At 66.8% G+C, this 15,071-nt stretch carries 14 protein-coding genes; 11 read left to right on the top strand and 3 right to left on the bottom strand.

Features of this window, described 5'->3' with window-relative positions; genetic code table 11:
* Window positions 1-168 precede the first annotated feature (168 nt).
* Genes H7J86_RS21980 through H7J86_RS21965 form a run of 4 tightly spaced genes read left to right on the top strand, consistent with a single transcriptional unit; the run spans window position 169 to window position 3,993 of the window.
* On the top strand, window positions 169-1,179 hold the full coding sequence (locus tag H7J86_RS21980) for an ABC transporter substrate-binding protein (protein ID WP_276065686.1): 1,011 nt from the start codon (window positions 169-171) through the stop codon (window positions 1,177-1,179).
* Window positions 1,176-2,183, top strand: coding sequence for an ABC transporter substrate-binding protein (locus H7J86_RS21975; RefSeq protein WP_267293468.1), 1,008 nt, complete (start codon window positions 1,176-1,178; stop codon window positions 2,181-2,183). The genes H7J86_RS21980 and H7J86_RS21975 overlap by 4 nt, the downstream gene beginning before the upstream one ends.
* A 32-nt stretch (window positions 2,184-2,215) precedes the next feature.
* Window positions 2,216-3,205, top strand: coding sequence for a FecCD family ABC transporter permease (locus tag H7J86_RS21970; RefSeq protein WP_372517327.1), 990 nt, complete (start codon window positions 2,216-2,218; stop codon window positions 3,203-3,205).
* On the top strand, window positions 3,202-3,993 hold the full coding sequence (locus H7J86_RS21965) for an ABC transporter ATP-binding protein (RefSeq protein WP_187096231.1): 792 nt from the start codon (window positions 3,202-3,204) through the stop codon (window positions 3,991-3,993). The genes H7J86_RS21970 and H7J86_RS21965 overlap by 4 nt, the downstream gene beginning before the upstream one ends.
* On the opposite strand, the gene H7J86_RS21960 is transcribed toward H7J86_RS21965, so the two are convergent.
* Together H7J86_RS21960 and H7J86_RS21955 are read right to left on the bottom strand one after the other, a co-directional pair.
* Window positions 3,966-4,112, bottom strand: coding sequence for a hypothetical protein (locus H7J86_RS21960; protein WP_267293464.1), 147 nt, complete (start codon window positions 4,110-4,112; stop codon window positions 3,966-3,968). The two genes, H7J86_RS21965 and H7J86_RS21960, sit on opposite strands and share 28 nt — an antisense overlap.
* Before the next feature lie 53 nt (window positions 4,113-4,165).
* Window positions 4,166-4,750 (bottom strand): type II toxin-antitoxin system PemK/MazF family toxin, encoded by a 585-nt coding sequence (locus H7J86_RS21955; protein ID WP_170847060.1) that lies wholly within the window; start codon window positions 4,748-4,750, stop codon window positions 4,166-4,168.
* A gap of 23 nt (window positions 4,751-4,773) precedes the next feature.
* Between H7J86_RS21955 and lepA the strand changes: the two genes are divergently transcribed.
* From lepA to H7J86_RS21920, 7 genes are all read left to right on the top strand, one after another.
* The gene (gene lepA / locus H7J86_RS21950; protein WP_090353453.1) at window positions 4,774-6,681 is read left to right on the top strand and encodes a translation elongation factor 4; all 1,908 of its coding nucleotides are present in this window, start codon (window positions 4,774-4,776) and stop codon (window positions 6,679-6,681) included.
* A 91-nt stretch (window positions 6,682-6,772) separates the two neighbouring features.
* Window positions 6,773-7,423 (top strand): sensor domain-containing protein, encoded by a 651-nt coding sequence (locus H7J86_RS21945; RefSeq protein ID WP_187096229.1) that lies wholly within the window; start codon window positions 6,773-6,775, stop codon window positions 7,421-7,423.
* A 146-nt stretch (window positions 7,424-7,569) separates the two neighbouring features.
* Window positions 7,570-8,865, top strand: coding sequence for an NtaA/DmoA family FMN-dependent monooxygenase (locus H7J86_RS21940; RefSeq protein ID WP_187096228.1), 1,296 nt, complete (start codon window positions 7,570-7,572; stop codon window positions 8,863-8,865).
* Window positions 8,862-10,253: an NtaA/DmoA family FMN-dependent monooxygenase gene (locus tag H7J86_RS21935; RefSeq protein WP_267293462.1), complete on the top strand. Its 1,392-nt coding sequence runs from the start codon at window positions 8,862-8,864 to the stop codon at window positions 10,251-10,253. Before H7J86_RS21940 ends, H7J86_RS21935 begins: the two co-directional genes overlap by 4 nt.
* A gap of 110 nt (window positions 10,254-10,363) precedes the next feature.
* Window positions 10,364-11,878, top strand: a complete 1,515-nt coding sequence (locus tag H7J86_RS21930; RefSeq protein WP_090353459.1) for an APC family permease — start codon at window positions 10,364-10,366, stop codon at window positions 11,876-11,878.
* Window positions 11,875-12,873 (top strand): GNAT family N-acetyltransferase, encoded by a 999-nt coding sequence (locus H7J86_RS21925; RefSeq protein ID WP_267293460.1) that lies wholly within the window; start codon window positions 11,875-11,877, stop codon window positions 12,871-12,873. Before H7J86_RS21930 ends, H7J86_RS21925 begins: the two co-directional genes overlap by 4 nt.
* The gene (locus H7J86_RS21920; protein ID WP_267293458.1) at window positions 12,870-14,090 is read left to right on the top strand and encodes an acyl-CoA dehydrogenase family protein; all 1,221 of its coding nucleotides are present in this window, start codon (window positions 12,870-12,872) and stop codon (window positions 14,088-14,090) included. Before H7J86_RS21925 ends, H7J86_RS21920 begins: the two co-directional genes overlap by 4 nt.
* Here H7J86_RS21920 and H7J86_RS21915 read toward each other — a convergent pair.
* Window positions 14,087-15,028, bottom strand: coding sequence for a zinc-binding dehydrogenase (locus H7J86_RS21915; protein WP_308204865.1), 942 nt, complete (start codon window positions 15,026-15,028; stop codon window positions 14,087-14,089). The genes H7J86_RS21920 and H7J86_RS21915 overlap by 4 nt on opposite strands.
* Window positions 15,029-15,071: the final 43 nt, after the last annotated feature.

Here is a 15,071-nt window from a genome sequence, read left to right as displayed (position 1 = left end):
AGAGTGCGGATGCCGACCAGCAGGGGAATCCGGTGAGAATCCGGAGCTGACGCGCAACGGTGTGAGGCGAACGCCTCGAGTCCGACTGCCTGCCGCCGGTACCGAACGTCGACGGCCCCGCGACCGGGCCCCGTATCGAAGGAAGCCCCTGCCGTGCGCGCTTTCGCCATGCTCGTATCCGTCCTCACTGTCGTCACCGCATGCAGTCCCGCGACATCCGCCGAACGCGCCCCGACGGCGGCTCTCACCGCCGGCCGTACGAGCTATCCGTTGACGTTGGACAACTGTGGTGTCCGAGTCACGTTCGACAGGCCGCCGCAACGCGCGGTCTCGCTGTACCAGGCCTCGACGGAGATCCTGCTGTCGCTCGGATTGGCCGACCGGATGGTGGGAACGTCGACATGGTTCGATCCGGTGCTTCCTGAGCTGGCCCCCGACAGTGCCAAGGTGCCCCGGCTCGCCGACAATGACCCTTCCCTGGAGACGGTGCTGAGTGTCGAGCCGGATCTGGTGACCTCGGCCAGCGCACATACCTTCACCCCGGCGGTGGTGGCCGACCGGACCCGGTTCGCTCAATTGGGCATTCCCACTTATCAATCGCCGTCGGTGTGCACAGGTGCCGACGTCCACGGTGCCGACGTCACCCGCTCAGCTCCGTTGCAGATGGACACTCTGTTTCGCGAGATAGCAGAATTGGCGGCAATTTTCGATGTGCAGGACCGCGGCCGGGAACTGGTCGCCCAGCTCAAGCGGCGACTGTCCGTCGCCCCCGTGCCGTCCATGCCCCACCCGACCGTCGCGTTCTGGTTCTCCGGTCTGCGGGCACCGTACTTCGCGGGATGCTGCTCGGCGCCCGGGCTCTATGCGCGCGAACTGGGTGCCGCCAACGTGTTCGCCGACGCACGGGAGGACTGGCCCGAGGTCAGCTGGGAGGCGCTGGCCGACCGAGATCCGGATGTCCTGGTTTTGGCCGATCTCAGTCGCCGGCGGGTGGACGGTGACGCGCTGGACACCAAAATCGCGTTCCTGGAATCCAATCCGGTCACCAGGAACCTGACGGCGGTGCGTCACAAGCGCTATGTGGTGCTGACCGGATCCGAACTGGATCCCGGCATCCGGCAGGTCCAGGCGGTCGAACGGCTCGCCGCCGGGTTCGCCTCGATCGGGCCGGCGAAATGATCGGCAGGCTGGTCGTCGTCTGTGCGGCGTTCGTCCTCGCCGGGTGTGGCGAGGTGGCGCAGACGAGCAAACCCGGTGCAGTCAGTGGATTTCCGCTGACGGTGCGCAACTGCGGTCACGATGTGGTGATCGATGCGCCGCCGGCGCGGGCGGTCTCGGTGAACCAGAGCTCGACGGAGATTCTGCTGTCGCTCGGCCTTGCCGACCGGATGGTGGGCACCGCCACGTGGACCGACCCGATCCGCCCCGACCTCGCATCCGCCAACGCGCGCGTCCCGCAACTGTCGGCGAACAAACCCTCGATGGAAGCGGTGCTGGATGCCGAACCCGATTTCGTGTCCGCATCTTTCGCAGGAACCCTCGGCCCCGGCGGCGTTGCCGATCGCGCTGAGTTCGACAGGCTGGGTGTGCCGACCTATCTCGCGCCCAGCGACTGTGTGGGCAAGGTGGCGGGCAGCGAGGACGGCGCCCGTACCGCGCCGCTGACGATGGCCCTGGTCTATGACGAAATCCGGGACCTGGCCAAGATCTTCGATGTCACCGACCGTGGCGAGAAGCTGATCGGCGAGCTGCAGCGACGCATGACGGATACCGCTGTCACCGCCGATGTCGATCTGGCCTTCTGGTTCTCCGACATCCGCGCGCCGTACCTGGCCGGTTGCTGCGGCGCACCCGGAATCATCGCGAGCACGGTCGGTGCCCGCAATGTTCTGGCCGACACCGCTGATGAGTGGCCGCAGGTCAGCTGGGAGGCGATCGCCGACCTCGACCCCGACGCGCTGGTGCTGGCCGATCTGAGCCGGCGCACCATCGACGGTGATGCGCTCGATACCAAAATCAGGTTCCTGGAATCGAATCCGGTGACCGCACAATTGACCGCCGTTCGGGAGAAGCGCTACATCGTGGTCAACGGCGCCGATCTCAACCCGTCCATCCGCACCGTCGACGGGACCGAGAAGGTGGCGCACCGGTTGCGTGAACTGGGTCTCGTGGCAGGCAATTGACCGTGCGCACGCCGGCATTGGTCACGCTGTGGATGTGCGGCCTCCTACTGTTGCTGGCCTCGGCCGCGGTGGCCATCACGATCGGTCCCGCCGCGCTGTCGGTCACCGACGTGTACCGGATCGTCGCCGAACATCTGGGCGCAGGTCCGTCGGGGGCGACGCGCCTGCAGGACGGTATCGTGTGGCAGTTGCGACTGCCCCGGGTGGCGTTGGCGGCGATCTGCGGTGCCGGTCTGGCCCTGTGCGGTGCGATCATGCAGTCGCTGCTGCGCAACCCGCTGGCTGATCCGTTCGTGCTCGGCGTCTCCTCGGGAGCCTCGACGGGGGCGGTGCTGATCGTGGTGTTGGGCGCCGGGGCCGGCGTGGTGTCCTTGTCCGGGGGCGCATTCGCCGGTGCCCTGCTGGCCTTCGCGGTGGTGCTGATGCTGGCGTATGCGGCCGGTGGGGGAACGGACCGGGTGGTGCTGGCCGGGGTCGCGGCGACCCAATTGTTCTCGGCGCTCACCTCTTTCATCGTGCTGTCCTCCGCCGACGCCGAGCAGACGCGCGGCGTGTTGTTCTGGCTGCTCGGTTCGTTGGCCGGCGTGAACTGGTCTGACGTGTTGACCTGTGGCCTGGTGGTGGCCGTCGGGCTGGCGTGCTGTGTGGGATTCGGTCGCACGCTCGACGCCTTCGCCTTCGGTGACGACGCCGCCGCCACACTCGGCGTCCCGGTCCGCCGAGCGCGGATGATCCTGCTGGTGGTGACGGCGTTGATCACCGCGGCGCTGGTCAGTGCCACCGGCGCAATCGGTTTCGTCGGCCTGGTGTTACCGCATGCCGCGCGCTTCTTCGTTGGACCGAGTCACCTCCGGCTGCTACCGACGGTGACACTGCTCGGCGCGATCTTCATGGTGTGGGTGGACACCCTGGCCCGCACCGCATTCGCGCCGCAGGAACTGCCCACCGGGGTGGTCACGGCGTTGCTGGGGGTGCCGGCATTCGCGGTGATCCTGTTGCGCCGCAGGGGTGTCACCCGATGAGCCTGCGCGCGTTGGACGTGGCCTGGTCCAGGTCGGGTCGGCTGATACTCGATGGTGTCACCGTGGATCCGGAACCTGGGAGCACTCTCGGTCTGCTGGGGCCGAACGGATCGGGAAAGTCGTCGCTGTTGCGCCTGTTGGCCGGGGTGGACCGCCCGGATTCCGGGGTGGTCGAACTCGACGGCACGGTGCTTGCCCGGTTGTCGCGCCGGGCCGTGGCGCGCCGGGTGGCGATGGTCAGCCAGCACGCTGATACCGATCTGCACATCACGGTGCGAGAGGTGGTGCGGCTGGGCCGCATCCCCCATGCCGGCCTGATCGGTGGGGACGGTGACACCGATCGCGCGGTGGCCGATGCGCTGGTGGCGACCGGACTGACGGATATGGCAACCCGTCATTGGCACACGCTGTCCGGAGGGGAGCGTCAACGGGTGCAGATTGCCCGCGCTCTGGCGCAGCAGCCCGGTGAACTGCTTCTCGACGAGCCGACCAACCATCTCGATATCGCGCATCAACTCGAAATACTGACCTTGATCCGCGATCTCGACATCACGGCGGTGGTCGCACTGCACGACCTCAACCTGGCGGCGATGTTCTGTGATCGCCTGGTGGTGCTGTCGTCGGGACGAGTGGTGGCCGCGGGCACGCCGGCGCAGGTACTGACCGAACGCCTGGTGGCCGATGTCTACCGGGTCGACTGCCGCATCACCGTCGAGGACGGCAGGCCCAGCGTCCGCTACACCGCACCCTGCAAGCCCGGTCAGGCGGTGGCGACCTGCTCCACCTGATCGGCCAGCGAGTTGTTCGCGAACGCACCGCGGTACGTGGCGGCCTCTCGGTTGGGCGTGCGGGTTCCGGCCTGAGCGCACTGGACGCGCGCCGAGATCGACGAAATTGCGGAATCCACTCGCACAATCCCGCCCGTTTGATCAGTTCGGCGGATTCAGGACGCCGCGGTATTCAGGACCATGAGTACTCGGCGCGCAACCGGGTGGCGACGATCTCGAACTTCTCGCGATCGAGCACGGCGCCCTCCCGGCGGATGCCGTCCTCGGGGACGTCGAGCACCCGGTCCAGCCGCACCCAGCTGGGGCGTCCCTCGTAGTCCCAGCTGCCGGCCCCGATCGAGACCCACTCGCGGTCGCCGGCGTGGTGCTCCTGGCTGGACAGCATCAACCCGAGCAGCACACTGCGGTCACGTCCCACCACCAGCACGGGCCGGTCCTTGCCCCGGGTCGGGTCGTCCTCGTAGACCACCCAGGTCCACACGATCTCTCCGGGATCCGCCTGCCCGTCCAGGTCCGGGGCGTAGCTGACCCGGCGGGCCCGGTGGGCGGTGGGCACGCTCTCGCTGGTCACCGGCCGTCCGGCGGTGATGGCCGGAGGCTGCTGCTGTGCCGGGGTGCCGGCGAGTACGTCCAAGCCGATCTTGATCCCTTGCTGCAGGACCCGCTCGGGAGTCGGCAACTGCCGGATCAGCTTGGGCGCTTCGTTGAAGACAAGATGCTCCGCGAAGCGTTGGAAGTTCTTCCACTGCGACGCCATACCGACGAGGATAGGTCCTCCGATTGTGTCGCGACGGTCCATGCTCGATACGCTGGAGCAACCTATCGAGCTTGGACCAGGAGATTCCCATCAGCAGTTTCGCCGACAAGACGTTCACTGCGCCGGCGCAGATCCGGAACTTCTGCATCATCGCCCACATCGACCACGGCAAGTCGACGCTGGCCGACCGGATGCTGGGGATCACCGGCGTCGTCGCCGACCGAGATATGCGCGCCCAGTATCTGGACCGGATGGATATCGAGCGGGAACGCGGTATCACCATCAAGGCGCAGAACGTCCGGCTGCCCTGGTCGGTGAACGGCGAGGACTTCGTGCTGCACCTCATCGACACCCCCGGGCACGTCGACTTCACCTATGAGGTGTCCCGGGCGCTGGAGGCCTGCGAGGGCGCGGTGCTGCTGGTGGATGCCGCTCAGGGCATCGAGGCGCAGACGCTGGCGAACCTGTACCTGGCGCTGGACCGGGATCTGACGATCATCCCGGTACTCAACAAGATCGACCTGCCCGCCGCCGACCCGGACCGCTACGCCGGTGAGATCGCCCACATCATCGGCTGCGAACCGAGCGATGTGCTGCGCGTCTCCGGCAAGACGGGTGAGGGGGTCCGCGAACTTCTCGACGAGGTGGTGCGATTGGTCCCGGCGCCCGTCGGTGACGCCGACGCACCGGCGCGGGCCATGATCTTCGACTCGGTCTACGACATCTACCGCGGCGTGGTCACCTACGTGCGTGTGGTCGACGGCAAGCTCTACCCGCGCGAGAAGATCAAGATGATGTCGACCGGGGCGACGCACGAGTTGCTCGAGGTCGGCATCGTCTCGCCGGAACCGAAGGCCTCCGACGGACTGGGCGTCGGTGAGGTCGGTTATCTGATCACCGGGGTGAAGGACGTCCGCCAGTCGAAGGTGGGTGACACCGTCACCTCGGCCCGGCACGGCGCCACCGAGGCGCTGACCGGATACCGCGAACCCCGGCCGATGGTGTATTCCGGCCTGTACCCGGTGGACGGCTCGGATTATCCGGTGCTGCGCGAGGCCCTGGACAAGCTGCAGCTCAACGATGCCGCGCTGACCTACGAGCCGGAGACGTCGGTGGCGCTGGGCTTCGGCTTCCGATGCGGATTCCTGGGTCTGCTGCACATGGAGATCACCCGTGAGCGCCTCGAGCGGGAGTTCAATCTCGACCTCATCTCGACCGCGCCCAACGTGGTGTACCGCGTGGTGAAAGAGGACAACAGCGAGCTCATCGTGACCAACCCGTCCATCTGGCCCGAGGGCAAGGTGCGCGCCGTGTACGAACCGGTGGTCAAGACCACGGTGATCGCACCCAGCGAGTTCATCGGCACCATCATGGAGTTGTGCCAACAGCGGCGCGGTGAGCTGGGTGGGATGGACTACCTGTCCCCGGAGCGCGTCGAACTCCGCTACACGATGCCGCTCGGCGAGATCATCTTCGATTTCTTCGACTCGTTGAAATCGCGCACCCGCGGGTACGCCAGCCTCGACTACGAGGAGGCCGGCGAGCAGGAGGCCGACCTGGTGAAGGTCGACATCCTGCTGCAGGGGGAGGCCGTCGACGCGTTCAGCGCCATCGTGCACAAGGACGGCGCGGCGGCGTACGGCAACAAGATGACCACCAAGCTCAAGGAGCTGATCCCGCGCCAGCAGTTCGAGGTGCCGGTGCAGGCGGCGATCGGGTCGCGAATCATCGCTCGCGAGAACATCCGCGCCATCCGCAAGGACGTGCTGAGCAAGTGCTACGGCGGTGACATCACGCGTAAGCGCAAACTGCTGGAAAAGCAGAAGGAAGGCAAGAAGCGGATGAAGACCATCGGCCGGGTCGAGGTCCCGCAGGAAGCCTTCGTGGCGGCGCTGTCCTCCGATGCCGCGGCGGACAAGCCGAAGAAGTGACTCAGGCCGCGCCATCGGTCACAATGGCGCGGTGAACAGTGCCGCAAAATCTGCTCGTGCTCTGCTGGCAGTCCTAGCGGGGTGCATGCTGATGACCGGCTGCGTCAGCACAGTCTCGGGCGTGGCGGTACGCGACCGCAGCGCGGCTCCCGCCGACGTGCCGCCGCTCAAGGACGCCCAGCTCGCCAAGGTGCTGTTGACGGTCCACGACATCAATGCGGTCATGGGGTCGACCGATATGGAGATCACCAGCGAGCTGGACCAGATGACCGACCATTCCCGCTCGATCTCCGACCCGGACTGCCTGGGTGCCATCTACGGCGCCGAGCAACCGGTCTATGACGGCAGTGGCTGGACGTCGGTGCGCGACCAGGTGGCGCGGGAACCCGAAGACGACAATCAGCACTGGGTCGAGCAGACGGTGGTGCTGTATCCCAACGCGGACAAAGCCCAGCGCTTCTGGGAGAAATCCAAGTCGACGTGGAAGAAATGCGGTGGGTCGGCGGTGACGGTCGACGACGGTCAGTCGTCCTACACTTGGCAACTGGAGGATCTGGACGCCAAGGACCAGGTGATCAGCCAGCGCACCACGCAAGAAGATGCCGGCGGCTGGGAGTGTGAGCACGCCATGTCCTACGTCTCCAATGTCACCCTCGAAGCGTGGGCGTGCTCGTACGGCATCAACGACGAGGCGGCGACCATCGTGGCCAAGATGGTGGACAACGCCAGCAAGAAGAAGTAGTGGGTCGGCAAGGGCGGCAAGGCTTTCCGAGAGCACTGCGGACTCGCGAGGACTGCGACGGTGTGGTGCATCCACCTGTTATTCCGATTCCATCCTGCTGAGTGCAACCCTGAGGATTTCGCCGGGCCGGTCGTAGCCTGTCGGCCGTGGCGAAAGAACTGCACCTCCTTGCCTTCGGAAACACGCGATCCGCAGGACCGTGGCGTCATCCGGCCGCCGACAACAGCACCGCCGGGGTGCGGCGGCGCCTCATCCAGCACGCACAGACCGCCGAAGCGGGCACCTTCGACGCATTGTTCTTCGCCGACGGACTGAACTACGGGCCACCGGCCACCTGGGCGTACAAGACTCCGGAGGACTTCGAGCCGCTGACGGCGACTGCCGCACTGTCCTCGGTCACCGAGCGCATCGGCCTGGTCGTCACCGGATCGGCCACCCTGCAGCAGCCTTATCACCTTGCCCGCCAACTACTCTCACTCGATCACCTCAGTGGGGGCCGGGCCGGCTGGAACCTGGTCACCAGCTTCGCCCAGGCCGCCGCGGACAATTTCAGCGCGCACGGGGTGGTCGGTCACGACGAGCGTTACGCGATCGCCGAGGAAGCCCTCGAAGTCGTGCGCAAGCTCTGGGACGGTTGGGGTGAGGACACCGTCGTCGAAGACCGCGCGGCGGGAGTCTTCCACGATGTCAGCAAGATCCGCCCTACCGAGCATCACGGCAGGTACTTCGACGTCAAAGGTCCGCTGGGTGCCTCGCGCTCGGCGCAGGGACAACCGGTCCTGTTCCAGGCCGGCTCCTCGCCCACCGGAAGGTCTTTCGCGTCGAAGCATGCCGAGGTCATCTTCACCAGCCACGGCAACAGGGCCCGCGCGCAGGAGTTCTACCGGCAGATCCACCAGGAGTCAGCCACTTTCGGGCGTACCCGGCCGCCGCTGATCACCCCGTCCTTCCGCTATGTCATCGGATCCACCGAGGACGAGGCGCGCCGGGCGCAGCAGGACGAATACGAGTACTTCAGCCCCGAGTACCAGGCCGGCTGGTTGTTGGAGGTCGAAGTCGACGTCACCGGGGCGGACCTGGACGGACCCGTTCCCGCGTCGGCTTTCCCGGACTCCACCGAGACACATCAGACCGCGCTCGCGGGCTACCGTGCGCTGGCGGCCGAGAGTCCGACGGTGCGGGAGTTCCTGTACCGCACGGTCAACGGTTGGGGCGCGGGAGTGGTCGGCACACCGGAGCGGATCGCCGACGAGATCGAGGAGTGGTTCACCGAAGGCGCGGCCGACGGCTTCGTGCTGCGTGACTCCGGACTGCCCGGGCAGGCCGAGCTTTTCGTCGAACAGGTGGTGCCCGTGCTGCGTAAGCGCGGGTTGTTCCGGCACGAGTACGCGGGTACCACCCTGCGCGCGCATCTCGGGCTGGAAGCACCGGTTCGGTCATGACAGAACCGTTCGTCCTGGCCGGCTTCACCATGTCGACGGTGTCGCACGGCAATTTCGGTCTGTGGCGTCACCCCGAGGACCAGACCTCCCGCTATACCGACCTGCGGTACTGGGTAGAACTGGCGCAACTGCTCGACAGCGGCGGATTCGACGCGTTGTTCATCGCCGATGCCGTCGGCCAACTGGATGTATTCGGCGGCAACGCGAATACCGCGCTGACCCGCGCGGTGCAGACCCCCGTGACCGATCCACTCCTGGCGGTATCGGCCATGGCCGCGGCCACCGAACATCTTGGGTTCGGTATCACGGTGTCCACCACCTACGAGAGTCCGTATCTGCTCGCCCGCAAGTTCAGCACGCTCGACCACCTCACCGGTGGCCGGATCGGCTGGAACATCGTCACCTCGCTGCTGGACAGCGCCGCCCGCAACATCATCGGCCGGGACCGTCAGATCCCGCACGACGAGCGCTACGCCATCGCCGGTGAATTCCTGGAGGTCACCTACAAACTGTGGGAGGGCTCGTGGGAACCCGGGGCGGTGCTCCGGGACCGCGCACGCGGCGTCTACACCGATGCCACCAAGGTGCACCCGATCCGGCACGAGGGCCCCTACTTCAGTGTGCCGGGTGCCCATCTGGTCGAGCCGTCCCCGCAGCGCACCCCGGTGCTGTTCCAGGCCGGGACTTCGCCCGCCGGAAGGGAATTCGCCGCCCGTAACGCCGAACTGGTGTTTGCCAGCGATCCCCGGCCCGACGTGTTGCGGGCCAACATCGACGATATCCGTCGTCGCGCGGCGGGCTACGGTCGGCGGCCCGATGCCATCAAGTTCCTCACCTCGGTCGAGATCGTGGTGGACAGCACGGACGCGGCGGCCCAGGCGAAGGTCACCGACCTGTCCCGCTTTCACGACCTGGAGGCGGGCCTGGTACTGCTGTCGGCGCTGTCCGGTGTCGACTGGTCCGAGTACGGCGTGGACCGGCCGATCGAACAGTTCGATACCGACGCCAGCCGGTCCATTCTCGCCGCGGTGGCCGATCCCGATGCCCGCCAGCGCATCACGCTGCGGGATTACGTCGGCGGGCTGGGAGGTTTCGGTGGCGAGCTGTTCGTCGGATCGGGGCCGACCGTGGCCGACGCGCTCGAACGGTACGCCGAACGCACCGGGGTCGACGGTTTCAACATCGTCTACCACGTCACTCCGGGTAGCTTCGCCGACGTCGTGGAGTACCTGATCCCCGAGCTGCGCCGGCGTGGACGTGCGCGTGAGGCCGGTGGTGCGGGCGAGGCAGTCACGTTGCGGCAGCGCATTTTCGGCACAGAATCCGCACTGTTGCCGACCGATCATCCGGGTACCGCGTTCCGGCGGCAAAAAATCCCGTCGATTTGATCACTGATGCCGCAGCGAATCCTGCGGCATCGTGACATCCACATCAACACTTCGTTAAATGACTGTGCGTCAACAGATTACGTGACGCTCAGGGTAGGAAGGCGGGCATCATGTCGACACCGACTCGTGTGGAGCTGGGCGGTCGCGCCCTGTCCTCCGCGGAAGGGCATGGGCTGGAACGGGACGCGCTGGGATTCTGGGGCGTCTTCGCGCAAGGGTTGGCCGCGGCCGCCCCCAGTGTCGCGGTCGCCTCGGTGCCGTTTTCGCTCTTCCTCGCCGCCGGCACCGGAGCGGCCTGGGCGGTGATCGTGGGGTTGGTGATCACCGCCCTGATTGCAGCCACCATCAGCTTCCAGGCCAAGCGCACCGTGTCATCCGGCTCGCTGGGCACCTACACCGGCAACGGGCTGGGTCCCGGCTTCGCCTACGCGGCCGGTTTCAGCTTGCTGGTCGGCTACATCGGTTTCGCCACCACCGGCACCCTGGGTGGTGTGGTCTACCTGGACTCGTTCCTGGAGTCCATCGGATTGGGTTCGCAGGCAACGTGGTTCCGACTGCTGCTGGTCGTCGTCATCGTCGGCGTGGCCACCTACCTGCCGTTCCGCGGGGTCTCCATTGCCGCCAAGTACGAACTGGTCTTTGAACTCATCGCCATCGCGTCGATCCTGGTGATCATCGTCGCGGCCTATGTCGCCTACGGTTTCCGCATCGACTGGGAGCAGTGGAACCCGTCGCACCTGGGCAACAGCGCCACGTTCATCGCCGCAGTGTCCGCGGTCGGCTCCTACGCCGGGTTCGAGAGTGTCGCCTCGCTCGGGGCGGAAGCAAAAGATGCGCACCGCAGCATCGCGCGCTCGCTGCTGCGGGTGGTGCTGCTGCTCGGCGTGCTCTACATCGTCGCCACGTACCCGCAGATCCTGTTCTTCGGCTCCATCGACGGGGACAAGGCGATCCTGCCGCAGCTCGCTGATTCGACCGGGGTGTCCTGGGCCAATTACGTGGTCAGCGGCGCGGTGGCAGTCGCCTTCATCGTGTTCGTCACCGCGGTCACCACCGCCGCCGCGCGATCGTTGTTCACCTTCGCTCACGAAGGTGCGCTGCCGTCAGCGCTGACGAAGGTGCACGCCAAGTACAAGACACCGTGGGTGGGTATCGCGTTCATCGGGGTGTTGGGCCTCATCTTCTCGACGGTGGCCACCGTCAGCTCGGCCGGTCGCGTGGTGTTCGAGGTGTACGGCGGGTACGTCGCCAACTGGGGCTTCCTGACCAGCTATCTGCTGGTCGTGATCGCCACGCCGATCTGGCTGTACAAGATCAAGGCACTGACCCCGCTGCGATTCACCGTGTCCGCTGCTGCGACGCTGGCGCTCGGCTACGTCTTCTTCAGCAACTTCTACCCGGTGCCGGAGTTCCCGTTCAACATCCTGCCGCTGATCTTCGCGGGCATCCTGCTGGCCGGCCTGATCTGGTACTGGTACCTCAAGCGCACCAACCCCGACGTGGCGCGTCGCGTCGGCACCATCCAGACCCTGTCCGAGGCAGAGCAGCAGCGGTTGGTCGACGAGGGCATTCTCGACGTCCTGGATCACCCTTCGTCCGGGAACAAGGAAACGGTGACGCCGTGACGCTCGTGCACGAACGCGCCGTCGGCAGCTGGACCGCCGCACCCGTGACGGCACTCGACCACCCACCGATCGCCGACTTCCTGGCCACCACCGCGGGTATCGCGGGGCGGAAGTTCGCGGCGGACTCGCGTGATATCGCCGAACAACTCGGGGGCGCCTTCCCCGGCGGGGCGATCGCGGTGCGTGACGAATCGCAACGGGTCCGCGGCTACGCCGTGCTGCACCAACCGCACGGGCTGCAACCAGAGATCCTGGCCGAGTTCGTCTTCGACCCCGCCACGCCCGCATCCGTGATCGACGACGCCGTGGACGCCACCATCGCGCGGTTCACTCGTGAGTCGGCGACCATCCCGGGCGCCTTTCTGCGCAGCTTCATCGGCGCGGAGCAGCAGGTCGCAGTCGATGCCCTGATCCGCCACGGTGCCACGGAGGAAGGCCGGTTCATCCGAACGCGCAAGCCGCTCGACCAGGAGAAGATCGAGACGTTGCAGGCACTGACGCTCCCCGGATTCACCTACTTGAGCTGGTCGGAGGTCATCGACCGCGGCCTGGAGGAACAGGTGCGCCGGCTCCAATACGACACTTTCCTGGAACATTTCGGCAATATGTCCAAGACGCCGGAGATCTTCGCACACCATATCCAGAGCCGTTCTTTCACACCGGATTTCAGCAATGCGGTGATCGACGCCGAGGGCGCGGTGGTGGGCTATGTGCTCGGCTCCACGTACAGCTATCTGACCCCGAGCGCGGTGGAGGAGCGGAGTGCGCACACCGACTACATCGGCGTGCGCCGAGACCAACGCAAGGCGGGGATCGGCGAATTCCTGCTGCGCAAAGTCTGGCTGGCGGCGCTGCGGCGCGGGTTCACCATCGCGTCACTGGGCACCGATATCAACAACGCGAGCAGGGCGCATCTGCTCTACCAACGGCTGGGTTATGTCGCCGTCGAGCGCCAATCCGCTTACCGCATCGATTCCGAAGGGCCTACCAGATGAGCTCCGCCGCAACATATCTGCAGACACCCACGGCAGATCTCGACGAACTGCAAGCTCAGTTCGCCCCGGCCTTCCAGAAGATCGCCGAGGCGAATCTGGAACGTGAACGCACGCGCACCTTCCCACACGAACAGGTACGGCTGCTCAACGAGGCAGGCTTCGGCACGTTGCGGATTCCGGTGGCCCGTGGCGGTTTCGGGGCGTCGCTGCAGCAGGTGTTCCTGCTGTTGGCCGACCTCGGCGAGGCCGATGCCAATGTCGCGCACATCTGGCGTAACCACCTGGCATTCGTCGAAGACCGGCTGAACGCCCCGGTGTCGGATACCAATGACGTCTGGATCCAACGGTTGCGGGACGGTCAGTTCGTCGGCGGCGGCTGGACCGAGGCCAACAACGTCACGCTGGCCAACCTGGTCACCACGGTGTCCGTCGAGGACGACCACTACCTGGTGACGGGCGCGAAGTTCTATGCCACCGGCAGCCTCTACGCCGAATGGCTCGATGTGCTCGGCCGCGGCGACGACGGTGAGCTGCTGACCGCGCTGGTGCGGGCCGCGGATCCCGGTGTCACCCTGATCGACGACTGGGACGGGTTCGGTCAGCGCACCACGGCCAGCGGCACGGCTCGCTACGAGGAGGTGCGGGCCGAACGCGGCGATGTGTTCCCTGCTGCCGACCGGTTTGCCTACCAGGGGCACTTCTATCAGACGGCGATGTTGTCGGTGCTGACCGGAATCACCAGGGCGGCACTGCGGGACGGGTCGGCGGCGCTCACCGGCCGCAAGCGCAACTATCCGCAGGGACTCACCGAGGTGCCTTCGGACGACGCGCAACTGCTGGCGGTCATCGGTGAGGTGTCGGCCGACGCGTTCGCGGCCGAGTCCGCCCTGGCCCGGGCAGGGACGGCGCTGGACCGCATCGACGCCACCGCCGAGGACGCCAAACGGCGCCTGATCGCTGCCGAGGTCGCGGTGACCCAGGCACAGCTGGTGATCATCGCCGCCGCGCTGCGCGCCACCACGACGGTGTTCGACGCTCTCGGTGCGTCGGGGGTGTCCGAGCAGCGTGGGCTGGACCGCCACTGGCGCAATGCCCGCACCCTGGCCTCGCACAACCCGAGGGTCTACAAGGCACGCATCCTGGGCGACTACCTGATCAACGGGAAGGACCCGGTGTCCAATCTCGCCGCGCTCGGGCGCGGGGGACAGGGCAACTAGCTCGGGTTCGCCGAGGATCCCGACTGGCCGACCCGCAGCACGGCCTTGCCGGGGACCTGCCGGTTCAACAGGGCTTGCGCCGCGTCGGCGATATTGTCCCAGGAGTCGCGTAGCCCGATCTGCGGATCGAGTTCGCCGTCGGCGAGCAACTCCAGCAGATACCGCAGGTCCGCATCGAACGGTGCGCGAACGGTGAAGGGCTCCAGCCGTTTCCGTTTCCCGAGCCGGCGGTGCGCTTCGAAGTCGATGGTGGTGGGTTCGTTGGACGCCATCCCGATCGACTGCACCGAACCGCCGTCGGAGACCAGCGTGAAGGCCTGCGCCAGCAGCCCGCCGCCCACGTTGTCGAGCACGCCGAACACCGGTTCGGTCACCCCGTCCAAGCCGACGACCACCTCGGCGGCACCCAGTTCGGTCAGGCCCTCGCCCCGGGCCGGGCTGCCGACGGCGGCGACCACGTGGGCGCCGGCTCTCGCCGTCAGTTGGACGGCGAACCGCCCCACGCCGCCGGATGCCCCGGTGATGAGGACCCGACGTCCGACCACCGGACCGAGCGCCCGCACCGCCTGCAAGGCCGTCACTCCGGCGACCGGAAGGGCCGCGGCCTCCTCGAACTCCACGAACTCGGGCAGCTCGGCCAGATTCGAAGTGTCCACCGCGCGGCGTTCGGCCCAGCCGGCTTCGCCGCCGAAACCGACCACGCGGGCGCCGAGCTGGGGCCCGGTGCCGTCGGCGGCGGCTCGCACCACCTCGCCGGCACTGTCCCACCCCGGTACCTCGCCAGGCTTACGCATGTGGTCGATGAAGTGCAGTTCCCCGAAGTTCAGCGCAATGGCGTGCACCTGGATCACGGCCTGACTGTCACCCGGCGCGGGTTCGGCGGTCTCGCCGAAACGGACTTTGGCAGGGGCTTGCGGGTCGTAGACGATGGCGCGCATGCTCTCGCGCAACAACCACATGGACACCGCTATTCCCGGCAGT

Source organism: Mycobacterium hackensackense (assembly GCF_025822555.1).
Classification (GTDB): Bacteria; Actinomycetota; Actinomycetes; order Mycobacteriales; family Mycobacteriaceae; genus Mycobacterium; species Mycobacterium fluoranthenivorans.
Note: the sequence above shows the minus strand (reverse complement) of the source record. Positions and strands in the feature narration are given on the sequence as shown.